Below are 22544 nucleotides of genomic sequence, written 5' to 3'. Positions count from 1 at the left end.
CAAGGAGAATACAGATGGCCAGTTCAACGATTACCGGTGTCGGCTCGGGTTTCGACACCATCGGGATTGTGAAAGCCTTGGTTGATGCTGAAAAAGCGCCCAAGCAAAGCCAGATTACTGCGCAACAAAAAGACACCACCATCCAGCTTTCCGCTGTGGGTACGGTAAAGGCTTCGCTCGAAACCTATCGCACGGCCATTGCCAAACTCAACAGCGTTTCCAGCTTCAACGGTTTGACCGCTTCGTCCAATGACGAAAAAATTTCTAAAGTCACCATCGATGACAAGGCGTCCAGCGGCAAATACGCGCTGAACGTCACTCAGTTGGCGACCGCATCAAAAATCACCAGCAAGGTGTTTGAAGGGGGCGCATCGGCGTCGGTCAACTCCAGCGAGAAAGACCAGACCCTGACCATCTCGCAGTCCGGTGACAGCTATGACGTCAAGATCCCGGCTGGCGCGACCATGCAGCAGACCCGGGACGCGATCAACACGCAGTTGCAGTCCAAGGGCATCAGTGCCAACGTATTGACCGACGCCAATGGCTCGCGTCTGGTGATCGGCTCGCAGACCACGGGCAAGGGCACCGATATTACCGTCAGCGGGGATTCGGAGCTGGCCACCGGATATGACGCCGGTAAAGCACCGGTGAATGCCGAGTACACCATCGATGACATCGCCATGGAGTCGTCGAGCAACAAGATCACTTCGGCCATCAGTGGCGTGACCCTTGAGCTGCTCGATACCAAGGCCTCCACCATCACCGTGGCCTCCAACACCGACACCCTGAAAACCTCCGTACAGTCGTTTGTCACGGCCTACAACGCGCTGCTGACCAGCATCAACACCCAGACCAAGGTCACCGCCACCGGTGATGCCGCGACCACCACTGCAGGCGCCTTGACGGGGGATGCGTCGATGCGTCAGCTGGTTAATGGTTTGCGCGGCGAGCTGCTGCAGAACTCTGGTACGTCGAGTGTTGGCAACCTGTCCCAGATGGGTATCAGTACCGATCAGAAAACCGGGCTGCTGACCCTGGATGACACCAAGTGGAAAGCAGCGGTTGCAACGCCCAACGGTGCAATCGAGATTGCCAAGGTGTTTACCGGCGATACCGGTCTGATAACCCGCATGACCAAGGCCACCGAGACTTATGTCGGCAGCAGTGGGCTACTTGCAGCTCGCGCCACTGACCTCAATACCAAGCTAACCAACCTGACGACTCAGCAAGCGGATCTGGACCGGCGCATGGAATCCATGAAAACCACCCTGACCGCCAAATACACGGCCATGGACGGTCTGATCGCCAAAATCAACGCCAGCAGCTCCAGCATCATGACCACGCTCAACTCCTTGAATAACCCTAAATCCAACTGATTTTGCCCGGCCTCACCGCTAAAGCTTCCGGCAGCTCAGTCGATATAAAAATCAAGAACCAGTCATTTTTGCCTGACACCGTAATGAGGTAGAAACATGAACCCGATGCGCGCCCTTCGTCAGTATCAGAAGGTTAATTCCCACGCTCAAATCTCAGAAGCCAGTCCCCATCGCTTGATTCAAATGCTGATGGAAGGCGGTCTGGATCGTATGGCCCAGGCCAAAGGCGCGATGAGCCGTGGGGATATCCCGCAGAAGGCCATGTTGATCACCAAGGCCATCGACATCATCACCGGCCTGCGTCAGGGCCTGGATGAAGACAAGACCGATGACAAGGCGGCCTTGCAGCAGCTGGACAGCCTGTACGAATACATGACCGTGCGCCTGACCCTGGCCAATGCCAAGAACGACCCGGAGATCATCGATGAAGTGGCCCGTCTGCTGATCACGGTGAAAAGTGGTTGGGATGCCATCGCAGCAGAACATGCCTAACGGTTTGAGGAGTGCGTCATGAGCCAACTGCAACGAATTCAGGAAACCCGCGAAGCGCTGATTGATGCTCTGGCCGAGCGCAATTGGGATGCCATCGGCGAGTTGGACTCGGCCTGTCGGGTGTGTGTCGAGAATGTGCTCGATGAAGCACCGCTGGATGAAGCGGTGTTGCGCGAGAATCTGGAAGGGCTGTTGGTGGTGTATCGCATGTTGCTGGAGGCGGCAACCGATGAGCGTCAGTCGGTTGTTGAGCAGATGGGGCAGATCAATCAAGCAAAAAATGCGTCAAAGGTTTACCATCTGTTCGGTTAAGGCTTAAAGAAGATGTGGTTAATCGCGTTTTAAACCGCCATAAATTTGACTATGCACAGCTTTTTGACTTAACTAGCGCGTTATTCTGTTTTCAGTCGTCTTAGATATCCAACAGGGTTAGGGCGTCTACATATGTCCTGCCATCCGGGGCATTGAGTTGACTAGGGAAGTTGCTATTGCATGTGGCGTGAAACCAAAATTCTGCTGATCGATGACGATAGCGTCCGCCGCCGCGACCTGGCGGTGATTCTGAATTTTCTTGGCGAAGAAAATTTGGCCAGCCCTAGCCACGAGTGGGAGCAGGCCGTCAGTTCCTTGTCGTCCAGCCGCGAAGTACTCTGCGTGCTTGTAGGCACGGTGAGTGCCCCCGGTGGGCCTTCAGGTTTACTTAAGACACTGGCTGTGTGGGATGAGTTCCTGCCGATCATGCTTTTAGGTGAAGTTTCTTCGGTCGACCTGCCTGAAGACCAGCGCCGCCGGGTGTTATCCAGCCTCGAAATGCCGCCCAGCTACAGCAAATTGCTTGATTCCCTGCACCGTGCCCAGGTCTATCGCGAGATGTACGATCAGGCCCGCGAGCGCGGCCGTCATCGTGAACCCAACCTGTTCCGCAGCCTGGTCGGTACCAGTCGGGCGATTCAGCATGTGCGTCAGATGATGCAGCAAGTGGCCGATACCGATGCCAGCGTGCTGATCCTTGGCGAGTCCGGGACCGGCAAGGAAGTGGTCGCACGTAATTTGCATTACCACTCCAAGCGCCGTGATGCGCCGTTTGTGCCGGTCAACTGTGGGGCGATTCCTGCCGAGCTGCTTGAAAGCGAACTGTTCGGGCATGAGAAGGGCGCTTTCACGGGTGCTATCACTAGCCGCGCCGGGCGTTTTGAGCTGGCCAATGGCGGCACGCTGTTCCTCGATGAAATCGGCGACATGCCGCTGCCGATGCAGGTCAAGCTGCTGCGCGTGTTGCAGGAGCGCACCTTCGAGCGTGTGGGCAGTAACAAGACGCAGAGTGCTGACGTGCGCATTATCGCCGCCACGCACAAAAACCTCGAAAGCATGATTGAAGTCGGCGCCTTCCGCGAAGACCTGTACTACCGCCTCAACGTATTCCCGATTGAAATGGCGCCGCTGCGTGAGCGGGTCGAAGATATTCCGTTGCTGATGAACGAGCTGATTTCGCGCATGGAGCACGAAAAACGCGGTTCGATCCGCTTCAATTCCGCTGCGATCATGTCGCTGTGCCGCCACGGTTGGCCGGGCAACGTTCGCGAGCTGGCCAACCTGGTCGAGCGCATGGCAATCATGCATCCGTACGGGGTGATTGGCGTTGTTGAGCTGCCGAAAAAATTCCGCTACGTGGATGACGAAGACGAGCAACTGGTCGACAGCCTGCGCAGCGATATGGAAGAGCGCGTGGCGATCAACAACGCCACCACCGATTTTGTCGCCAGTGCCAATGCGATGCTGCCGCCCGAAGGTCTGGACCTCAAGGACTACCTGGGCGGGCTGGAGCAGGGCTTGATTCAGCAGGCACTCGACGACGCCAATGGCATCGTCGCCCGTGCCGCGGAGCGCCTGCGGATTCGCCGTACCACCCTGGTCGAAAAAATGCGCAAGTACGGCATGAGCCGTCGCGAAGGCGAAGAGCAGTCAGACGATTGACGTTGCAGCTCTGTAGATACTCTTTTCCAGGTCAAACCCCAGTGGGAGCGAGCCTGCTCGCGAATGATCTTCGCGAGCAGGCTCGCTCCCACGCTTGAAGTATCTCTGTAGCGGCTACATTTGCAATGCGCCCGTATCAGGCACGGGTATTGCTTCGCTTGGTGTAACGAACCGTTTTATGACGGTCAGCCAAGCGAGAACGCAGCATGTCTCAAGCCGCCATCCAACTGTCCTCTGTCCCTGATCCCTACAGCCTGCTCGAAGCTCGTGTCTCTGAGCTTGCGGGCGAGTTGGCCGTGGTCAGCGCGCAGCGCATGGCCGAGCTGGCGGAAAAAGAGCGGCTGGCCAATCGCCTGCAAAACCTCCTTGATCTGCTGCCCGGCGGGGTCATCGTGATTGATGATCGCGGCCGGGTGCGCGAGGCCAACCCTGCGGCCTGCGAGCTGCTGGGGCTGCCGCTGGAAGGCGAGTTGTGGCGCCATGTGATTGCCCGCTGCTTTGCACCCCGTGAAGACGATGGTCACGAAGTCTCTTTGAAGGACGGTCGGCGACTGTCGATTGCTACCCGTTCATTGGACGCGGAGCCGGGGCAACTGGTGTTGCTCAACGACCTGACAGAAACCCGGCGCCTGCAAGACCAGCTAGCCCGCCATGAACGCCTGTCTTCGCTGGGGCGGATGGTTGCTTCCCTGGCTCACCAGATTCGTACGCCGCTTTCGGCCGCGCTGATTTACGCCAGTCACTTGACCGAGCAAGCACTGCCGGTAGAAACCCAGCAGCGCTTTGCCGGGCGCCTCAAGGAGCGTCTGCACGAGCTTGAACATCAGGTGCGTGACATGCTGGTGTTTGCCCGTGGTGAACTGCCGCTGACCGATCGGGTTACTCCCAAAGTCCTGATGCAAACCCTGCAGGCCGCAGCGCAAACCCATGTCCAGGGCGTCGAAATACGCTGGCAGTGCGACGCCTATACGGGGCAGTTGCTGTGTAATCGCGACACCTTGGTCGGTGCGCTGCTGAACTTGATCGAAAACGCCCTGCAAACCGGTGCCGCGCAGGTGCGGCTCAAAGTCCACTTGTACCGTCGTGACAACAGTCTGCGGTTGTGTGTCAGTGACAGCGGCAGTGGTATTGAGCCCAAGGTTCTGGCGCGCTTGGGTGAGCCGTTTTTTACCACCAAAGCCACCGGCACCGGCCTTGGGCTGGCGGTGGTCAATGCCGTGGTGCGAGCGCATCAGGGTCAGTTGCAATTACGTTCGCGGCTGGGGCGTGGCACCTGCGCCTTGCTCTGTTTGCCGCTGATTCCCGGTGTGGCGGAGGCAAACTGATGGTGATGCGAATTAACGTGCTGCTGGTCGAGGACGACCATGCATTGCGCGAGGCCTTGGCGGACACTTTGTTGTTGGCCGGGCATGGGTTTCGGGCCGTCAGTTCGGGCGAGGAAGCGCTGGCGGCAGTCGCCCTGGAGTCATTCAGCCTGGTGATCAGCGATGTCAACATGCCGGGCATGGATGGCCATCAACTGCTTGCCCGCCTGCGCAGCAGTCAGCCGCAATTGCCGGTGTTGCTGATGACGGCTCACGGCGCCGTGGAGCGTGCCGTGGATGCAATGCGTCAGGGCGCGGTGGACTATCTGGTCAAGCCGTTTGAGCCCAAGGCCCTGCTCGATCTGGTGGCCCGCCATGCCCTGGGCAGTCTTGGGGTGGCGGACGCTGAAGGTCCGGTAGCGGTGGAGCCGGCCAGCGCGCAACTGCTGGAGCTGGCAGCAAGGGTGGCCCGCAGTGATGCAACGGTGCTGATCTCGGGCGAGTCGGGCACCGGTAAAGAGGTGCTGGCGCGCTATATCCACCAGCACTCCCATCGGGTCAATCAGCCGTTTGTGGCGATCAACTGCGCAGCCATCCCCGACAACATGCTTGAAGCCACGTTGTTCGGTCATGAAAAAGGCTCGTTTACTGGCGCCATTGCAGCCCAGGCGGGCAAGTTCGAGCAGGCGGATGGCGGCACCTTGCTGCTCGACGAAATTTCCGAAATGCCGCTGGGTCTGCAGGCCAAATTGCTGCGCGTGTTGCAAGAGCGTGAAGTGGAGCGGGTTGGCGGGCGCAAGCCGATCGTGCTGGATATCCGCGTGGTGGCGACCACCAACCGCGATCTGGCGGGCGAAGTGGCGGCGGGGCGCTTCAGGGAAGATTTGTACTACCGTCTTTCGGTGTTTCCGCTGGCCTGGCGCCCTTTGCGTGAGCGCACTGCCGATATCCTGCCGCTGGCCGAGCGCTTGCTGGCTAAATACATCAGCAAAATGAAGCACACGGCGGTGGGGTTTTCCGCGGATGCCAAGGCGTGCCTGAGTACTTACCCGTGGCCTGGCAATGTGCGTGAGCTGGATAACGCCATTCAACGTGCGTTGATCCTGCAGCAGCGCGGATTGATCGAGGCGGCAGATTTTTGCCTGGCCGGGCCTGTGGCCTGCGCGCCATTGCCGCCGTTGGCGGTTGAAATGCCGGAATCGCCCGGCGGATTGGGCGACGACCTGCGCCGCCGAGAGTTTCAGATGATCATCGACACCCTGCGGGCCGAGCGCGGCCGCCGCAAGGAAGCCTCCGAGCGGCTGGGTATCAGCCCGCGTACCCTGCGTTACAAGCTGGCGCAGATGCGCGATGCGGGGATGGATGTTGAGGCCTATCTGTTTGCATCGAGCTGACAGGTCGGCCCTTTTTTGTGGGAGCGAGCCTGTTCGCTATGCAGGCGCAGCGGTTTATCAGTTGCATATGGTGATGCCTTCGCGAGCAGGCTCGCTCCCACATAGTTGAGTGACTCTTTACCTGCGACGTTTTGTAACGTTAATTGTTATAGAACGACAAAGAGCTGGCACTCTTGTTGCTACATCTCGGTATGCGCTGTGAAAGTGTCAAAAAATTGCGGGTCGTCGGAGGCAGTTGTCCATGAGCCAAGGTATTGAATTTAATCGATTGATGTTGGACATGCGGGCCATGCAGATGGACGCCATGGCTCAGCCGAAATCGGCTGTGCAGGCCGCTCCCGAAGCGGGTGCCAGCAGCTTCTCCGACATGCTCGGCAATGCGATCAACAAGGTCAGCGAAACCCAGCAGGCGTCGAGCCAGTTGTCGAATGCGTTCGAAATCGGCAAGAGTGGCGTCGATCTGACTGACGTGATGATTGCTTCCCAGAAGGCCAGCGTTTCTTTCCAAGCCTTGACCCAAGTGCGTAACAAGCTGGTTCAGGCGTACCAAGACATCATGCAGATGCCGGTTTAAGGGCGATATAAAGTCATGGCAGATGCACTCCCGGATAACGTTCCGGCCCCAGCAGGCTCAGGCGGCAAGTCGTCGCTGTTTGGCCTGTCCTTCCTCGATAATCTGGCTGATATGACCATGCTGCGTCAGGTCGGCCTGATGGTCGGCCTGGCGGCGAGCGTGGCGATTGGTTTTGCCGTGGTGTTGTGGTCGCAGCAGCCCGATTACCGGCCGCTGTATGGCAGCCTGGCCGGTATGGATGCCAAGCAGGTCATGGAAACCCTGGCCGCTGCAGATATTACCTACACAGTTGAACCCAACTCGGGTGCCTTGCTGGTCAAGGCCGATGACATCTCCCGTGCGCGGCTCAAGCTCGCCGCCGCAGGCGTCAAGCCGACTGATGGCAATATCGGTTTTGAGATTCTCGACAAGGACCAGGGCCTGGGTACCAGCCAGTTTATGGAAGCCACGCGCTATCGCCGTGGTCTGGAAGGCGAACTGGCGCGCACCATTTCCAGCCTCAATAACGTCAAGGGCGCCAGGGTTCACTTGGCCATCCCTAAAAGCTCGGTGTTTGTGCGCGATGAGCGCAGGCCCAGCGCTTCGGTACTGGTTGAGCTGTATGCAGGCCGCTCGCTGGAGCCTGGCCAGGTACTGGCGATTGTCAATCTGGTGGCCACCAGCGTGCCGGAGTTGAGCAAGTCGCAGATCACCGTCGTCGACCAAAAAGGCAACCTGCTCTCGGATCAGGGCGAAAATTCCGAATTGACCATGGCTGGCAAGCAGTTCGATTACAGCCGCCGCATGGAAGGTATGCTGACCCAGCGTGTGCACAACATTCTGCAGCCGGTGCTGGGTAATGACCGCTACAAGGCCGAAGTGTCGGCCGATGTGGATTTCAGTGCAGTCGAGTCCACCTCCGAGCAGTTCAACCCCGATCAACCGGCCCTGCGCAGCGAGCAATCGACCAGCGAGCAGCGTACTGCCAGCAACGGCCCGCAAGGGGTGCCCGGAGCCTTGAGCAACCAGCCGCCGAGCCCGGCCACAGCCCCGCAGCAAGCCGGTCGGGGCGCTGGCGCCACGGGCATGATCCAGCCGGGTCAGCCGTTACTCGATGCCAACGGCCAGCAAATCATGGACCCGGGCACCGGTCAGCCGATGCTGGCCCCGTACCCGGCCGACAAGCGCTCGCAATCGACCCGTAACTTTGAGTTGGACCGCTCCATTAGCCACACCAAGCAGCAGCAGGGCAGGGTCAATCGCCTGTCGGTGGCGGTGGTGATCGACGACAAGCTCAGCGTCAACCCGGCCAACGGTGAAGTCACCCAGGTGCCGTGGAGCACCGATCAGCTGGCGCGCTTTACCCGCTTGGTACAGGACGCGGTGGGCTTTGATGCCAGTCGCGGCGACAGCGTCAGTGTGATCAACGTGCCGTTCTCCACCGAGCGTGCTGAAGTGATCGCCGATATTCCGTTCTATTCGCAGCCCTGGTTCTGGGATGTGGTCAAACAAGTACTGGGCGTGCTGTTTATTCTGGTGCTGGTGTTTGGTGTGTTGCGCCCGGTGCTCAACAACATCACCGGCCATGGCCGCAATAAGCAAACAGCAGGTATTGGCAGCGATGCCGAAATGGGCGGCATGGGCGGTCTGGATGGCGAGTTGGGTAACGACCGTGTCAGCCTCGGCGGCCCGCAAAGCATCCTGTTGCCAAGCCCGAGCGAAGGCTATGACGCCCAGTTGAATGCAATCAAGAGTCTGGTCGCTGAAGATCCGGGCCGTGTAGCCCAGGTAGTAAAAGAGTGGATCAATGCCGATGAGTGATAACCGTGCCGCCGCCGCCAAACTGAGCCGGGTCGACAAGGCGGCAATTTTGCTGCTGTCGCTTGGCGAAACCGACGCGGCCCAAGTTTTGCGGCATATGGGCCCCAAGGAGGTTCAGCGGGTCGGTGTGGCGATGGCGCAAATGCGCAACGTACACCGTGAGCAGGTCGAGCAGGTGATGAGCGAGTTCGTCGAAATTGTCGGCGACCAGACCAGCCTTGGCGTCGGGTCGGACAGCTACATCCGCAAAATGCTCACCTCGGCCCTTGGCGAAGACAAGGCCAATGGTCTGATCGACCGTATTCTGCTGGGCGGCAACACCAGCGGCCTGGACAGCTTGAAGTGGATGGAACCGCGGGCAGTGGCCGACGTTATCCGCTTCGAGCACCCGCAGATCCAGGCCATTGTGGTGGCCTACCTTGACCCGGATCAGGCAGGCGAAGTGCTCGGTCACTTTGATCAAAAGGCGCGTCTGGACATCATCCTGCGGGTCTCGTCGCTGAACACCGTGCAACCGGCGGCGCTCAAGGAACTGAACCAGATCCTCGAGAAGCAGTTCTCCGGCAACTCCAATGCGGCCCGCACCTCTCTGGGCGGCGTGAAGCGGGCGGCCGATATCATGAACTTCCTCGACAGTTCGATGGAGTCGCAGCTGATGGACTCGATTCGCGATATCGACGAAGACCTGTCCGGGCAGATCGAAGACCTGATGTTTGTCTTCAATAATTTGGCCGACGTTGACGACCGGGGCATTCAGGCGCTGCTGCGCGAGGTGTCTTCGGACGTGCTGGTGCTGGCGCTCAAGGGCTCCGACGAGAACGTGCAGGAAAAGATCTTCAAGAACATGTCCAAACGTGCTGCCGAGCTGCTGCGCGACGATCTGGAAGCCAAGGGGCCGGTACGCGTCAGCGATGTCGAAACCGCGCAGAAGGAAATTCTCACCATCGCCCGCCGTATGGCCGAAGCCGGAGAAATTGTTCTCGGCGGGAAGGGCGGCGAAGAGATGATCTAAGTGAGCAGCGGCGAGTCTCCCGGTGATGTGATCCGCGCCAAGGATGTTGGCGCCTTCGATGTATGGGGGCTGCCCAGCTTTGACCCGTGGCGCGAACCCGAAGCGCCCGAACCCGAGCCGGTCGAAGAGCTGCCGGTCGAGATGGAAGAAGTGCCGCTGGATGAAGTCCAGCCATTGACCCTCGAAGAGTTGGAAAGCATTCGTCAGGAGGCCTACAACGAAGGCTTCGCCACGGGTGAAAAAGAAGGTTTTCACAGCACTCAGCTCAAGGTCCGCCAGGAAGCAGAAGTGGCTCTGAACGCCAAGGTTGCCAGCCTGGAGCGCTTGATGAGCAGCCTGTTGGCGCCACTTGCCGAGCAGGATCAACAGCTGGAAAAAGCCATGGTCGGGCTGGTCGAACACATGACCCGACAAGTGATACAGCGCGAACTGAAAACCGACTCCACTCAGATCGAAAAAGTGCTGCGTGAAGGCCTGAAGCTGCTGCCGATGGGCGCCGAAAATATCCGGCTGTTTATCAATCCGCAGGATTTCGATCAGATCAAGGCCTTGCGCGAGCGCCATGACGAGCACTGGCGGATTGTCGAAGACGACAGCTTGCAACCCGGCGGCTGCCGCATTGAAACCGAACACAGCCGGATCGATGCCAGCATCGAAACTCGGGTCAAGCAGGCCATGAGCCAGTTGTTTGACCAACTCCACGAACAGGCGCTGCACCCGGCGGCGCCTGATATTGAAATCGACCTCGATGCACCTTAAGCGCACCAGCTTTGCCAAGCGCCTGAGCACCTATGCCCCGGCCGTGTCGTTGCCCGTGCAGCCAGTGGTCGAGGGGCGCTTGCTGCGCATGGTCGGCCTGACTCTTGAAGCTGAAGGCTTGCGTGCTGCCATGGGCAGCCGTTGCCTGGTGATCAACGACGACAGCTTTCACCCGGTGGAAGTCGAAGCCGAGGTCATGGGCTTTTCCGGCGGCAAAATTTTCCTGATGCCCGTGGGCAGTGTGGCCGGAATTGCCCCCGGCGCCCGGGTGGTGCCGCTGGCCGATAATGGCCGCTTGCCCATGGGCATGAGCATGCTCGGGCGGGTACTGGATGGCGCCGGGCGCGCGCTGGACGGCAAAGGCCCGATGAAGGCCGAAGACTGGGTGCCAATGGACGGTCCCGCGATCAACCCGCTCAAGCGCGATCCGATCAGCGTGCCGCTGGACGTGGGTATTCGTAGCATCAACGGTTTGTTGACGGTCGGGCGCGGCCAGCGTCTGGGCCTGTTTGCCGGTACAGGGGTGGGCAAGAGTGTGCTGTTGGGGATGATGACCCGCTTCACCGAGGCCGACATTATCGTGGTCGGCCTGATCGGTGAGCGGGGCCGTGAGGTAAAGGAGTTTATCGAGCACATCCTTGGTACCGAAGGGCTCAAGCGCTCGGTGGTCGTGGCGTCGCCCGCCGATGACGCGCCATTGATGCGGTTGCGTGCAGCCATGTATTGCACGCGGATTGCCGAATATTTTCGCGACAAGGGCAAGAACGTCCTGTTGCTGATGGACTCCCTGACCCGCTTCGCCCAGGCCCAGCGGGAAATCGCCTTGGCCATTGGCGAGCCGCCTGCGACCAAGGGCTATCCGCCTTCGGTATTTGCCAAGCTGCCCAAGCTGGTGGAGCGTGCCGGTAATGCCGAGGCGGGTGGTGGTTCGATTACCGCGTTTTATACCGTGTTGTCCGAAGGCGATGACCAGCAGGATCCGATTGCCGACTCGGCGCGAGGCGTACTCGACGGCCATATCGTCTTGTCCCGGCGCTTGGCCGAAGAAGGGCACTACCCGGCCATCGACATTGAAGCGTCCATCAGCCGGGTGATGCCGTCGGTGGTGACGGCAGAGCACATGCGCCGGGCGCAGCAGTTCAAACAGCTGTGGTCGCGCTTCCAGCAGGCGCGGGACTTGATCAGCGTCGGTGCCTACGTGCCGGGCGGCGACCGCGAAACCGACACCGCAATCTCCCTGCAACCGGCGATGGTGGCGTACCTGCGCCAAGGGCTGAACGACAACATCAGCCTGGCCGAAAGTGGCGGCCATCTGGGCAGCATCTTTGCACCGGCAGCGGGCGGTTAATCGATCATGGCTGGTGATGGAAGGGCGGCGCGCCTGGCGCCAGTGGTCGATATGGCCGAAAAGACCGAAAAGGCTGCAGCCCAGCGCTTGGGTCACTTTCAAGGGCAGGTCAACCTGGCCAACAGCAAGCTTGGGGATCTGGAAAACTACCGTGGCGAATACCAGGCGCAATGGGTTGATCGTGGCAGCCAAGGCGTGTCGGGCCAATGGTTGCGCAACTATCAATACTTTCTAGGCCAGCTGGAAACTGCCGTTGGCCAGCAGCGCCAGAGCCTGGTGTGGCATCAGAACAACCTCGATAAAGCCCGCGAGACTTGGCAAGCCGCTTATGCCCGGGTCGAGGGTCTGCGCAAACTGGTCCAGCGCTACGCCGACGAAGCCCGCCAGCTGGAAGACAAGCGCGAACAGAAATTGATGGACGAACTGTCCCAGCGCTTGCCGCGTAAAGAAGTTTACTGAGCCAGACTAAGGCCCCCTGTGGGAGCGAGCCTGCTCGCGAATGTTCTTCGCGAGCAGGCTCGCTCCCTCGGTGAAGTATCTGTAGCCGCTGTCGAGGCACGAGGTTGCACATTTTCGTTCGCAAGACCGTCTATAGTTGCTGGGTCAACCACGGGAGTATCCATATGGCAGTGACATCTGAAATCTCCGCAGATGGCCGTAAGCTGACAATTGCGATCAAGGGGCGGTTCGACTTCGCCAAGCATCAGGAATTTCGTGACGCTTATGAGGAGCTGAATCCCCGGCCCGCCTGCGTGGTAGTGGACTTGAAAGAGGCGACCTACCTCGACAGTTCGGCGTTGGGCATGTTGTTGTTGCTGCGTGAATATGCGGGCGGTGATGAGTCTGATATCCGGGTGGTCAACAGCAATCCGGATGTGCGCAAAATTCTGGGCACATCCAACTTCGACCAGTTGTTCGATATCAATTGAGCAGCCCAATGGAGCGTCTGTGGCATCTGCAACAGACGGTTTTGCAACAGCGCGACCTGATCGCCGAGCACAACGACTACCTGCTCAATGAGCAGCGGGTGGCCAAGGCGGTATTTGACCGAGTAGCGCACTCGGGCTGTCTGGATGCGCCTAATATCCGCTATCTGCAATCGCCCTATGCCTTGTTTAACGGCGACTTGCTACTGGCCGCCTATACGCCGTCAGGCGATACCCATCTACTGCTAGCCGACTTTACTGGCCACGGCTTGCCCGCGGCTATTGGTGCCATGCCCCTGGCTGAAGTGTTTTACAGCATGACGGCCAAGGGCTACGGGCTGGCGGAAATCCTGCGGGAGATGAATTCCAAGCTCAAACGCATCCTGCCGGTGGACATGTTCTGCTGCGCCGCCTTGCTGTGCGTCAGTGCCCAGCGCCGCTGTGTCGAGGTCTGGAATGGCGGCATGCCCGATGGCTATCTGCAATCCGACGGGCAGCGCACGGCATTGACCTCGCAGCATCTGCCACTGGGGGTGTTGCGTGCCGAGGTGTTTGATCATGCCACTCAGGTATTGCCGATGCTGCCTGGGGATCAGGTGTTTTTATTGACTGACGGGGTAATTGATACCTGTGGGCCGGATCAGCAGTTGTTCGGGGTTGAGCGGCTGGAGCGGGTGCTGGATGCCAATCGGCATCCGCTGCAATTGATTGCCGAGGTCGAACAGGCCTTGCGTGATTTTCAGGGCCTTGCCCGCGATGATGTGAGCATGGTGCAGATCACCTCGCAATTACCACAGCCTTTCGGTGTGCCGGCTATCGTCTACTCCGACAGCGGCCAATGCAGCCCGCTGGACTGGTCGTCCAGTTTCGAGTTTCGGGCACCAACCCTGCGACAGTTCAACCCTCTGCCTTATTTACTGCAATTGATGATGGAGGTTCACGGGTTGCGGGCTCAAGGTGCGGTAATCCATGCCGTTTTATCCGAGCTTTACAGCAACGCGCTGGAACATGGAGTGCTGGGCCTCGACTCTCGGCTAAAGCGCGATACAGAGGGGTTCGCGCATTATTATCAGCAGCGCAAGGAGCGTTTGGCGACTCTCAAAAGCGGGTTTGTGCGGGTGTCGTTGCAGGTCGAGCCGATTGGGGATAGTGGTCGCTTGCTGGTCCAGGTCGAGGACAGTGGCGCGGGCTTTGACGTTGCCAAAGTGCTGGCCAGACCACTTGATCTAGACCGTCTGTCGGGGCGTGGGGTGAGTTTGGTACGGCAACTGTGCCCTGCAGCGCGTTGGGCACCCGATGGTCGCAGTGCGACCGTAGAGTTTTCATGGGGGGGTCTGGCATAATCCGCCCATTCTTGATCAAGGAGTGAACAAGTGTCTGATATCCATATGGATCCAAAAGTGGTAAGTGCGTTGCGAGACGTGATGGAAGGAGGGTTTGCGGACCTGCTGGACACCTTTCTCTCGGACTCCGAAGAGCGTATTGGCCAATTGCACAGCACCCGCGAAGCAGGCGACCTGACACTGGTTGCCCACAGCTTTAAAGGCAGCAGCAGCAATATGGGTGCCATTCGATTGGCGCATTTGTGCGGCCAGCTCGAAGAACGTGCGCAAAAGAAACAACTGGTCGGCATCCAGGAGCTGGTGATTAAAATCGACGATGAATACCAGATGGTACGTCGACTCTATCGCGCCGAGCGCCATCGTTCCGAGCCTCCACACTTTGCGTCCAGCTGATTTTACCCAAGCTGGCCCGAACCTTGCTCTGACTCTCTGACCTGTACCCATATCAGCCGTACAGCGGAGACCCGTTAATGCCTGTTGTCGCCCAATCACTGCTCCAGACACCTGCTGCTGCGCCCCCCAAGGCAGCGGCGGGCAACCCTGCGCAGCTTGTCAATGCCGAGGCGCAACCCTTTGCCGAGGTGTATGCCGAGGCGTCTGCCCCGGCACCTGCCGTTGCCGATAGCGGCAACCCCTTGCCTGGCGGCAAGGCCAAGGAGGCAGCCAGCACCGATCAGGATGAGAGTGCCAGGCTGGCTGATGACGCGGCAGCCACCGATCCGCTGGTTTTGCAGCCCGTGACCCCAGCACCGGCACCGGTGGTGGAGGCCGCACCTGAGGCGGTGCCGGTCACTGCTGAAGTGCAAGTGGCCCAACTGGCGGTTCAAGTACCGCCGCAACCTGTGGCCGACGACGGCTTTGACCCCGAAGCTGACCCTCTGGATGCAATGCCCGCTGTGCGCCTAGCAATGGAGCAAGGCGGGCATGTATCCGCCAGCAGTCAGACTCCGGTTAAAAACGCCCCGAGTGAAGCCGCGCCCACCGCTGCACAAGGGCAGGCCGGTGCAGTAACCATGCTGGTCGATGCGAAAGCCGACGACTCGACGGCGGGTGAAGGCGGCGAAAAAGCCTTCAAGGGTTTGGTAGACGATGGCCTCAAGGACCTGAAAAGCGCGGCCAGCGACACGCGGGTCGATGACTTCGCCAATCGCCTGGCGGCGCTGACCCAGGCATCCGTACCAAAAACCGTGAATGCACTGCCGGTCAACCAGCCGTTGGCCATGCACCAGAGCGGCTGGTCTGAAGAAGTCGTCAATCGTGTGATGTACCTGTCCAGTGCCAACCTCAAATCGGCCGATATCCAGTTGGAGCCGGCAGAACTGGGGCGTCTGGATATTCGGGTCAACATTGCTGCCGACCAATCGGCGCAAGTCAACTTTGTCAGTGGCCATGCCGGCGTTCGCGAAGCGCTGGACAGCCAGATGCATCGTTTGCGCGAAATGCTCGCTCAGCAGGGCATGGGGCAGGTCGACGTTAACGTCTCTGACCAGTCGCGCAACTGGCAGGGGCAGCAGGGTCAGGAGCAGGCCCAGAGCCGCTCCAGCGGGCATCGACTTGAGAGTGGCGGCGAAGAAGAACTCGCGGTCGAAGCACCAGTGGCTCCCAGGGTAGTGCTGGGCTCCAGTGCGGTGGATTACTACGCGTAATCAGCTCCCCCTCTGTAGCAGCTGCCGAAGGCACGAGGCTGCGTTCGGCGGCTCAGCCGCCGCAAAGTCAGGCCCTGCGGTATGTCAGTTAAACCCGGCTTTCAGGTTTTACGATTGCTGCGCAACCGAACGCAGCCTCGTTCCTTCGGCAGCTGCTACAGGGCTGGGATTTATGTCGCAACCACTTCTGGCATAACACTTGCTCTGCCAAGTCTGGCACCTGTGAAAACCAAATAGTGACGGATTATTGGCATGGCGACGAGCGACGCGGTAAATGAACCGGCCGGCAAAGGCAAACTCAAGCTGATTATCCTGATCGTCGTGGCTGTGCTGCTGGCGATAGGTCTTTCCGTGGGCGCTACCTGGTATTTCATGCACAGCCCCAAGACTGAACTCGTGGCCGAGGCGAATGCCAACGTCAAGCTGCCCGCGATCTACGAACCTCTGACTCCGGCCTTTGTGGTCAATTACAACGCCAATGGCCGCCAGCGTTACCTGCAAGTGAGTTTGACCTTGCAGGCGCGCGACCCTGCCGACCTGAAGGCGCTGATGGTGCATATGCCGGTGATCCGCAACAATCTGGTGATGCTGTTCTCCGGGCAGACCTTTGACGATCTCGCGACACCGGTAGGCCAGGAAATACTGCGCCAGAAAACCACTGCCAGCGTGCAGGAAGTTGCGCAAAAAGAACTCGGCAAAGTGGTTATCGATCAGGTGCTCTTTACTAACTTTGTATTGCAGTAGGATCACGACATGGCCGTGCAAGACCTGCTGTCCCAGGATGAGATTGACGCGCTGCTGCATGGCGTCGATGACGGTCTGGTACAGGCCGAAACAGCTGCCGAGCCCGGTAGTGTCAAAAGCTACGACCTGACCAGTCAGGACCGCATCGTCCGTGGCCGCATGCCGACCCTGGAAATGATCAACGAACGTTTCGCCCGCTACACCCGCATCAGCATGTTCAACATGCTGCGCCGCTCGGCGGACGTGGCGGTGGGCGGGGTGCAAGTGATGAAGTTCGGCGAGTACGTGCACTCGCTGTACGTGCCCACCAGCCTCAACCTGGTCAAGATCAAACCGTTGCGCGGCACGGCGCTGTTTATCCTCGACGCCAAGCTGGTGTTCAAACTGGTAGACAACTTCTTTGGCGGTGACGGCCGTCACGCCAAGATCGAAGGCCGTGAATTCACCCCCACCGAATTGCGGGTGGTGCGCATGGTGCTGGAGCAAGCCTTCATCGACTTGAAGGAAGCCTGGCAAGCGATCATGGAAGTCAATTTCGAGTACATCAACTCGGAAGTGAACCCCGCCATGGCCAATATCGTCGGCCCCAGCGAAGCCATCGTGGTGTCCACATTCCATATCGAACTCGATGGCGGAGGTGGCGACCTGCACGTGACCATGCCGTACTCGATGATCGAGCCGGTGCGCGAAATGCTCGACGCCGGTTTCCAGTCCGATCTCGACGATCAGGACGAGCGCTGGAGCAAGGCCCTGCGCGAAGATGTACTCGATGTCAGCGTGCCGCTCAGTGCCACCGTGGCTCGCCGTCAATTACGCCTGCGCGATATTTTGCATATGCAGCCTGGCGACGTGATCCCGATCGAGCTGGAAGATGAACTGATCATGCGCGCCAATGGCGTGCCCTCGTTCAAGGTCAAACTGGGCTCGCACAAGGGCAATCTGGCCTTGCAGGTTGTTGAGCCCATCGGTCGGCGCTAAGCCGCCCCACACGAATCCAATGATTGAATGCCCGCCGAGGACACCCCATGACTAACCAACACGATACAACTGCTGCAGACCAGGCGCTGGCCGATGAATGGGCAGCGGCTCTGGAAGAAACCGGCGATGTTGGCCAGGCAGATATCGACGCGTTGCTGGCTGCCGATGCGGCCACCAAGCCGACTTCCAACCGGCTGGCGATGGAAGAGTTCGGCAGCGTGCCGCGCAATAATCAGCCGGTCACCCTGGACGGACCCAACCTGGATGTGATTCTGGATATTCCGGTGTCGATCTCCATGGAAGTGGGCAGTACCGACATCAACATCCGCAACCTGCTGCAACTCAATCAGGGCTCGGTGATCGAACTCGATCGTCTGGCTGGTGAGCCGCTGGATGTGCTGGTCAACGGCACCCTGATTGCTCACGGCGAAGTGGTGGTGGTCAACGAAAAGTTCGGCATCCGCCTGACCGACGTGATCAGTCCAAGCGAACGCATCAAGAAGCTGCGCTAAGTGAAGCGGTTCCTCGGCGGTTTACTGGTCTTGCCCTTTAGCGTGCTGGCGGCAGAGCCTGTGGCCAATGCCACGGTGGCTGCACCCGTGGTCGGCGCCAGCATCGGCGGGCAATTGACGCAGCTGGTGCTGGGTTTGCTGTTGGTCCTGGGGCTGATTTTTGCCCTGGCCTGGCTGCTGCGCCGCGTTCAGCAGACGGGGCCGCGTCAGGGCCAGGTAATTGAATTGATCAGCTCACGGGCCCTGGGTGCGCGGGATCGGCTGGTGCTGGTGCAAGTCGGCAACGAACAGATCCTGCTGGGCCTCACGCCGGGCCGTATCACCCCGTTGCATGTGCTCAAGGAACCGGTGCAAGTGCCGAGTACTGCGCAGTCGGCAACCCCCGAATTTGCCAAACGATTGATGGAAATACTGGGTCAGCAAAAGGACAAGCCGTAATGCGTTTAGTTGTCGCGCTGTTGTTGGCGCTGGTCGCGCCGTTGGCGTTAGGGGCTGACCCGCTGTCGATTCCGGCCATCACCCTGGGTACCGGGGCCAACGGCCAGCAGGAGTATTCGGTCAGCCTGCAAATCCTGCTGATCATGACCGCGCTGAGCTTTATCCCGGCATTCGTTATGCTGATGACCAGCTTTACGCGGATCATCATCGTGTTTTCGATCCTGCGTCAGGCGCTGGGGTTGCAGCAGACCCCGTCGAACCAGATCCTGACTGGCATGGCGCTGTTCCTGACCATGTTTATCATGGCCCCGGTATTCGACCGGGTGAACAACGATGCCTTGCAGCCTTACCTTGCGCAAAAGCTCACGGCCCAGGATGCCATTCTCAAGGCTGAAGTGCCGATCAAGGACTTTATGCTGGCGCAGACCCGCACCAGCGACCTTGAGCTGTTTATGCGCCTGTCCAAACGCACCGATATCGCTACCCCGGATGCCGCGCCCCTGACCATTCTGGTTCCGGCCTTTGTCACATCGGAGCTGAAAACCGCCTTCCAGATCGGTTTCATGATCTTTATTCCGTTTTTGATCATCGACCTGGTGGTGGCCAGTGTGCTGATGGCCATGGGCATGATGATGCTCTCGCCGCTGATCATCTCGCTGCCGTTTAAAATCATGCTGTTTGTGCTGGTGGATGGCTGGGCGCTGATTATTGGCACGCTGGCCAGCAGTTTTGGTGGAGTCTGAATCATGACCCCGGAAGTTGCGGTTGACCTGTTTCGCAGTGCGTTGTGGCTGACCACCCTGATGGTCGCCGTGCTGGTGATCCCCAGCTTGCTGGTGGGGCTGCTGGTGGCCATGTTTCAGGCAGCGACCCAGATCAACGAACAAACCTTGAGCTTCCTCCCGCGATTGCTGGTGATGTTGATCACCTTGATCGTGGCGGGGCCGTGGCTGGTGCAGACCTTTATGGAATACATTCTGCAGTTGTACGGCAGCATTCCGCAGTTGATCGGCTAAATGTCGCTGCTCGCCCTGACAGACGCGCAGATCAGTACCTGGGTCGCCAGCTTTATGCTGCCGCTGTTCCGGGTGGGCGCGCTGCTGACCACCATGCCGATCATCGGCACGACCCTGGTGCCCAAGCGCATCAAGCTGTTTCTGTCTTTGGCGATTACCCTGGTGATCATGCCCAGCCTGCCGCCGTTGCCCACCGTCAACCCACTGGACCTGAGCGGCCTGATGCTGATTGCCGAGCAAATCATCATCGGTGCGTTGCTGGGGTTCTCGTTGCAGCTGTTTTTCCAGGCGTTCGTGGTGGCCGGGCAAATTGTCGCGATCCAGATGGGCATGGGCTTTGCGTCCATGGTCGATCCGGCAAACGGGGTTAACGTGGCGGTGATCGGGCAGTTCTTCACCATGCTCGTGACGTTGCTGTTTCTGTCGATGAACGGCCATTTGGTGGTGTTTGAGGTGCTCACCGAGAGCTTCACCACCTTGCCGGTGGGTGGCGGGTTGCTGACCAACCATTACTGGGAAATCGCCAACAAATTGGGCTGGGTGCTGGGGGCCGCGCTGCTGCTGGTGCTGCCTGCGATTACTGCGCTGCTGGTGGTCAATATTGCTTTCGGCGTGATGACCCGGGCCGCGCCGCAACTGAATATCTTTGCCATCGGTTTTCCGCTGACCCTGGTGCTAGGCATGGTGATTCTGTGGATCAGCATGGCTGACATTCTCAACCAGTATCAACCGCTGGCCTCCGAGGCTCTGCAGTTCTTACGTGAACTGGCACAGGCGAGATAGACCGTCATGGCAGAGAGCGAAAGCGGTGCCGATAAAACAGAAGACCCCACGGAGAAACGAAAAAAAGACTCCAGAGAAAAGGGCGAAATCGCACGTTCCAAAGAACTGAACACCTTGGCCATCATGTTGGCCGGCTCTGCGGCTTTGCTGATTTTCGGCGGCGCGCTGGCGCAGGATCTGATGGAGTTGATGCGCTACAACTTCAGCCTGAGCCGCGACGTACTGCTCAACCCTGACTCCATGGGCATCTTCCTGCTGCACTCGGGCAAGATCGCGCTGCTGGCCCTGCAGCCGGTGTTGATCACCTTGCTCATTGCCGCCCTGGTCGGGCCGATCTCTCTGGGCGGTTGGCTCTTCGCTGCGGGCAGCCTGGCCCCAAAATTCAGCCGCATGAACCCCGCCGCCGGGATCAAGCGCATGTTCTCGGCCAAGGCCCTGATTGAGCTGCTTAAAGCGCTGGCCAAATTTTTTATCATCCTGATCGTAGCCTTGCTGGTGTTGAAGTCCGACATCGACGACCTGCTGCGTATCGCCCATGAGCCGCTGGAACTGGCGGTGATCCATAGCCTGCAAGTGGTTGCCTGGAGTGCCTTGTGGATGGCGTGCGGGCTGATCCTGATTGCAGCGGTGGACGTGCCGGTGCAGCTGTGGGAAAGCCATCAGAAGCTGTTGATGACCAAGCAGGAGGTGCGCGATGAGCATAAAGACCAGGAAGGCCGCCCCGAGGTCAAACAGCGGATTCGCCAGTTGCAGCGCGACATGTCCCAGCGTCGGATGATGGCAGCGATCCCCGATGCTGACGTCATCATCACCAACCCGACACACTACGCCGTGGCCCTCAAGTACGACCCGGAGCAGGGCGGGGCGCCAATGTTGCTGGCCAAGGGCAGTGACTTTTTGGCGCTGAAAATTCGCGAAATTGGTGCCAAACACAACATCCTGCTGCTTGAATCCCCGGCACTGGCGCGTTCGATTTACCACTCCACGGAACTGGAGCAGGAAATCCCGGCCGGCTTATACCTGGCCGTGGCCCAGGTGCTGGCCTACGTGTACCAGATCCGCCAGCACCAGGCGGGCCAGGGCAAACGCCCGGACCCGCTCAAGGATCTGCCGATTCCGGCGGATTTGAGGCGTGATGAGTAAGCGTTCTTAAAGTGTATGAAAAGGGCTGTTGCCAATGAGTCAGTTATGTTTGTAATAGTAACTGATCGCTTTTCGTTACGTGTTTTTAAAGTGGGCTTTGATAAGTACTTTAAAAGTATATATTTCAGATATATCTTAAATTATAAAAAGATCGTAATTTAAAAAAAACTAATGAGTTGTATCTTTTGCTGCCTATCAGTAGTAGCTACTGGTTTGTTGGATTCGCTTGTGTTTTTCCTGTCGTTCGCTTGAGAAATTCCCTACATATTATTTTTTGTTTCGCTGTTAATTTCTTTTCCTGCTGCACCAGTGCTGCAAAAAAATATGATGTTATTTATCGGTAAAACTACAGAAGCCTTGTTGGCTTCGTAATTGTTTTAAGTGCGTTTGCACGGGAGAAATTAAATGCGTGTTGCAATGAAAACTGCCATGGCGTCCATGGTCTTGTTGGCAATTTCTGCGTCCGGTGTTCAGGCTGCGGCCGGGTCGGGTCAAATCACGTTCCAGGGCGAGATTATGGATTCTGCGTGCGCTATCAAGCCAGGCAGCAGCGATCAGACAATAACATTGGCCCATGCGGCCAAGTCGCAGTTGTCAACCGGGGGCGTTAGCCCTACCGAGGCCTTCAATATTGAGCTTGTCGGCTGTGACCCGGGCACCCTCACCAGTAAAACGGTAACAGCTACCTTCACGGGCCCCGCCTCTGGTGACGTGTCCGGAGCATTGGGCATTGTCGGTACGGCCTCTGGGGCTGGCATCATGATGGTCGATGGCAGCGGCACCGCTATCATCCTGGGCACTGCAACGACGGCGCAAAAATTTCAGGCTGGTAATAACACCCTGTCTTTTGGCGCTTATCTAAAAGGCAAGGCGACGGGCACTATTACACCTGGCGAATTTTCTGCCGTGACTAACTTCTCCCTGGCTTACCAGTAAACCTTTGCCCTGTTGTCGTTCGTTCGGCAGCAGGGCAAATACGGCG

Annotated in this window: 25 protein-coding genes; all 25 read left to right on the top strand. The window is 58.7% G+C overall.

What is annotated here, in order from left to right:
- The first annotated feature begins 14 nt into the window (after nucleotides 1-14).
- The 25 genes from fliD (at nucleotide 15) to U5A05_RS16320 (ending at nucleotide 22498) form a co-directional block, all read left to right on the top strand.
- Complete coding sequence (gene fliD, locus U5A05_RS16440) at nucleotides 15-1376, top strand: flagellar filament capping protein FliD (protein WP_321833954.1); 1362 nt, start codon at nucleotides 15-17, stop codon at nucleotides 1374-1376.
- 96 nt (nucleotides 1377-1472) lie between these two features.
- A complete protein-coding gene (fliS, locus tag U5A05_RS16435) occupies nucleotides 1473-1868 on the top strand; it encodes a flagellar export chaperone FliS (protein ID WP_321833953.1) in 396 nt (131 codons plus the stop codon).
- An 18-nt stretch (nucleotides 1869-1886) separates the two neighbouring features.
- A complete protein-coding gene (gene fliT, locus U5A05_RS16430) occupies nucleotides 1887-2180 on the top strand; it encodes a flagellar protein FliT (RefSeq protein ID WP_261738981.1) in 294 nt (97 codons plus the stop codon).
- Nucleotides 2181-2360: 180 nt separating this feature from the next.
- A complete protein-coding gene (locus U5A05_RS16425; RefSeq protein ID WP_261738980.1) occupies nucleotides 2361-3842 on the top strand; it encodes a sigma-54 dependent transcriptional regulator in 1482 nt (493 codons plus the stop codon).
- 206 nt (nucleotides 3843-4048) lie between these two features.
- Nucleotides 4049-5167, top strand: coding sequence for a sensor histidine kinase (locus U5A05_RS16420; protein WP_261738979.1), 1119 nt, complete (start codon nucleotides 4049-4051; stop codon nucleotides 5165-5167).
- Between the two features lie 5 nt (nucleotides 5168-5172).
- Nucleotides 5173-6540: a sigma-54-dependent transcriptional regulator gene (locus tag U5A05_RS16415; RefSeq protein ID WP_321836526.1), complete on the top strand. Its 1368-nt coding sequence runs from the start codon at nucleotides 5173-5175 to the stop codon at nucleotides 6538-6540.
- A gap of 241 nt (nucleotides 6541-6781) precedes the next feature.
- Nucleotides 6782-7114: a flagellar hook-basal body complex protein FliE gene (gene fliE / locus U5A05_RS16410; RefSeq protein ID WP_016781577.1), complete on the top strand. Its 333-nt coding sequence runs from the start codon at nucleotides 6782-6784 to the stop codon at nucleotides 7112-7114.
- A gap of 15 nt (nucleotides 7115-7129) precedes the next feature.
- On the top strand, nucleotides 7130-8914 hold the full coding sequence (fliF, locus tag U5A05_RS16405; RefSeq protein WP_261738978.1) for a flagellar basal-body MS-ring/collar protein FliF: 1785 nt from the start codon (nucleotides 7130-7132) through the stop codon (nucleotides 8912-8914).
- Nucleotides 8907-9926 carry a flagellar motor switch protein FliG gene (gene fliG, locus U5A05_RS16400; protein ID WP_261738977.1) on the top strand — a complete coding sequence of 340 codons (1020 nt, stop codon included), beginning with the start codon at nucleotides 8907-8909 and terminating at the stop codon, nucleotides 9924-9926. The genes fliF and fliG overlap by 8 nt, the downstream gene beginning before the upstream one ends.
- The gene (fliH, locus tag U5A05_RS16395) at nucleotides 9927-10685 is read left to right on the top strand and encodes a flagellar assembly protein FliH (RefSeq protein ID WP_261738976.1); all 759 of its coding nucleotides are present in this window, start codon (nucleotides 9927-9929) and stop codon (nucleotides 10683-10685) included.
- Complete coding sequence (gene fliI, locus U5A05_RS16390; RefSeq protein WP_261738975.1) at nucleotides 10675-12033, top strand: flagellar protein export ATPase FliI; 1359 nt, start codon at nucleotides 10675-10677, stop codon at nucleotides 12031-12033. Before fliH ends, fliI begins: the two co-directional genes overlap by 11 nt.
- A gap of 6 nt (nucleotides 12034-12039) precedes the next feature.
- The gene (fliJ, locus tag U5A05_RS16385) at nucleotides 12040-12492 is read left to right on the top strand and encodes a flagellar export protein FliJ (protein ID WP_321833949.1); all 453 of its coding nucleotides are present in this window, start codon (nucleotides 12040-12042) and stop codon (nucleotides 12490-12492) included.
- A gap of 164 nt (nucleotides 12493-12656) precedes the next feature.
- On the top strand, nucleotides 12657-12962 hold the full coding sequence (locus tag U5A05_RS16380; protein ID WP_261738973.1) for an STAS domain-containing protein: 306 nt from the start codon (nucleotides 12657-12659) through the stop codon (nucleotides 12960-12962).
- Nucleotides 12963-12970: 8 nt separating this feature from the next.
- Nucleotides 12971-14302 (top strand): ATP-binding SpoIIE family protein phosphatase, encoded by a 1332-nt coding sequence (locus tag U5A05_RS16375; RefSeq protein ID WP_261738972.1) that lies wholly within the window; start codon nucleotides 12971-12973, stop codon nucleotides 14300-14302.
- A 30-nt stretch (nucleotides 14303-14332) separates the two neighbouring features.
- The gene (locus tag U5A05_RS16370; RefSeq protein WP_261738971.1) at nucleotides 14333-14695 is read left to right on the top strand and encodes an Hpt domain-containing protein; all 363 of its coding nucleotides are present in this window, start codon (nucleotides 14333-14335) and stop codon (nucleotides 14693-14695) included.
- Nucleotides 14696-14772: 77 nt separating this feature from the next.
- Nucleotides 14773-15948, top strand: a complete 1176-nt coding sequence (locus U5A05_RS16365; RefSeq protein ID WP_321833944.1) for a flagellar hook-length control protein FliK — start codon at nucleotides 14773-14775, stop codon at nucleotides 15946-15948.
- A 252-nt stretch (nucleotides 15949-16200) separates the two neighbouring features.
- Complete coding sequence (fliL, locus tag U5A05_RS16360; protein ID WP_321833942.1) at nucleotides 16201-16692, top strand: flagellar basal body-associated protein FliL; 492 nt, start codon at nucleotides 16201-16203, stop codon at nucleotides 16690-16692.
- 9 nt (nucleotides 16693-16701) lie between these two features.
- Entirely contained in the window at nucleotides 16702-17670 is a 969-nt protein-coding gene (gene fliM / locus U5A05_RS16355; RefSeq protein ID WP_261738968.1) for a flagellar motor switch protein FliM, read from the top strand.
- Between the two features lie 47 nt (nucleotides 17671-17717).
- Nucleotides 17718-18182, top strand: a complete 465-nt coding sequence (gene fliN, locus U5A05_RS16350; protein WP_261738967.1) for a flagellar motor switch protein FliN — start codon at nucleotides 17718-17720, stop codon at nucleotides 18180-18182.
- Nucleotides 18183-18620, top strand: a complete 438-nt coding sequence (fliO, locus tag U5A05_RS16345) for a flagellar biosynthetic protein FliO (RefSeq protein ID WP_321833939.1) — start codon at nucleotides 18183-18185, stop codon at nucleotides 18618-18620. It begins immediately after the preceding gene.
- A complete protein-coding gene (fliP, locus tag U5A05_RS16340) occupies nucleotides 18620-19363 on the top strand; it encodes a flagellar type III secretion system pore protein FliP (protein ID WP_321833937.1) in 744 nt (247 codons plus the stop codon). Before fliO ends, fliP begins: the two co-directional genes overlap by 1 nt.
- A gap of 3 nt (nucleotides 19364-19366) precedes the next feature.
- On the top strand, nucleotides 19367-19636 hold the full coding sequence (fliQ, locus tag U5A05_RS16335) for a flagellar biosynthesis protein FliQ (protein WP_019828826.1): 270 nt from the start codon (nucleotides 19367-19369) through the stop codon (nucleotides 19634-19636).
- Complete coding sequence (gene fliR / locus U5A05_RS16330) at nucleotides 19637-20419, top strand: flagellar biosynthetic protein FliR (RefSeq protein WP_321833935.1); 783 nt, start codon at nucleotides 19637-19639, stop codon at nucleotides 20417-20419.
- A gap of 6 nt (nucleotides 20420-20425) precedes the next feature.
- Entirely contained in the window at nucleotides 20426-21562 is a 1137-nt protein-coding gene (gene flhB, locus U5A05_RS16325; RefSeq protein WP_261738963.1) for a flagellar biosynthesis protein FlhB, read from the top strand.
- A 405-nt stretch (nucleotides 21563-21967) separates the two neighbouring features.
- Entirely contained in the window at nucleotides 21968-22498 is a 531-nt protein-coding gene (locus U5A05_RS16320) for a fimbrial protein (RefSeq protein ID WP_321833932.1), read from the top strand.
- The last annotated feature ends 46 nt before the right edge of the window (nucleotides 22499-22544 follow it).

It is taken from the genome of Pseudomonas kulmbachensis (assembly GCF_963681935.1).
GTDB lineage: Bacteria > Pseudomonadota > Gammaproteobacteria > Pseudomonadales > Pseudomonadaceae > Aquipseudomonas > Aquipseudomonas kulmbachensis.
The sequence above is the reverse complement of the archived record's forward strand: the minus strand, read 5'-3'. Positions and strand labels throughout refer to the sequence as shown.

Coding starts and splice junctions, on each gene's coding strand:
- U5A05_RS16425 (WP_261738980.1), top strand. CDS start 2,361: ATGTGGCGTGAAACCAAAATTCTGCTGATCGATGACGATAGCGTCCGC.
- fliN (WP_261738967.1), top strand. CDS start 17,718: ATGACTAACCAACACGATACAACTGCTGCAGACCAGGCGCTGGCCGAT.
- U5A05_RS16380 (WP_261738973.1), top strand. CDS start 12,657: ATGGCAGTGACATCTGAAATCTCCGCAGATGGCCGTAAGCTGACAATT.
- fliP (WP_321833937.1), top strand. CDS start 18,620: ATGCGTTTAGTTGTCGCGCTGTTGTTGGCGCTGGTCGCGCCGTTGGCG.
- fliQ (WP_019828826.1), top strand. CDS start 19,367: ATGACCCCGGAAGTTGCGGTTGACCTGTTTCGCAGTGCGTTGTGGCTG.
- fliF (WP_261738978.1), top strand. CDS start 7,130: ATGGCAGATGCACTCCCGGATAACGTTCCGGCCCCAGCAGGCTCAGGC.
- fliI (WP_261738975.1), top strand. CDS start 10,675: ATGCACCTTAAGCGCACCAGCTTTGCCAAGCGCCTGAGCACCTATGCC.
- flhB (WP_261738963.1), top strand. CDS start 20,426: ATGGCAGAGAGCGAAAGCGGTGCCGATAAAACAGAAGACCCCACGGAG.
- fliJ (WP_321833949.1), top strand. CDS start 12,040: ATGGCTGGTGATGGAAGGGCGGCGCGCCTGGCGCCAGTGGTCGATATG.
- U5A05_RS16365 (WP_321833944.1), top strand. CDS start 14,773: ATGCCTGTTGTCGCCCAATCACTGCTCCAGACACCTGCTGCTGCGCCC.
- fliS (WP_321833953.1), top strand. CDS start 1,473: ATGAACCCGATGCGCGCCCTTCGTCAGTATCAGAAGGTTAATTCCCAC.
- fliD (WP_321833954.1), top strand. CDS start 15: ATGGCCAGTTCAACGATTACCGGTGTCGGCTCGGGTTTCGACACCATC.
- fliR (WP_321833935.1), top strand. CDS start 19,637: ATGTCGCTGCTCGCCCTGACAGACGCGCAGATCAGTACCTGGGTCGCC.
- fliG (WP_261738977.1), top strand. CDS start 8,907: ATGAGTGATAACCGTGCCGCCGCCGCCAAACTGAGCCGGGTCGACAAG.
- U5A05_RS16320 (WP_321833932.1), top strand. CDS start 21,968: ATGCGTGTTGCAATGAAAACTGCCATGGCGTCCATGGTCTTGTTGGCA.
- U5A05_RS16420 (WP_261738979.1), top strand. CDS start 4,049: ATGTCTCAAGCCGCCATCCAACTGTCCTCTGTCCCTGATCCCTACAGC.
- fliE (WP_016781577.1), top strand. CDS start 6,782: ATGAGCCAAGGTATTGAATTTAATCGATTGATGTTGGACATGCGGGCC.
- fliM (WP_261738968.1), top strand. CDS start 16,702: ATGGCCGTGCAAGACCTGCTGTCCCAGGATGAGATTGACGCGCTGCTG.
- fliL (WP_321833942.1), top strand. CDS start 16,201: ATGGCGACGAGCGACGCGGTAAATGAACCGGCCGGCAAAGGCAAACTC.
- U5A05_RS16415 (WP_321836526.1), top strand. CDS start 5,173: ATGCGAATTAACGTGCTGCTGGTCGAGGACGACCATGCATTGCGCGAG.
- U5A05_RS16375 (WP_261738972.1), top strand. CDS start 12,971: ATGGAGCGTCTGTGGCATCTGCAACAGACGGTTTTGCAACAGCGCGAC.
- fliT (WP_261738981.1), top strand. CDS start 1,887: ATGAGCCAACTGCAACGAATTCAGGAAACCCGCGAAGCGCTGATTGAT.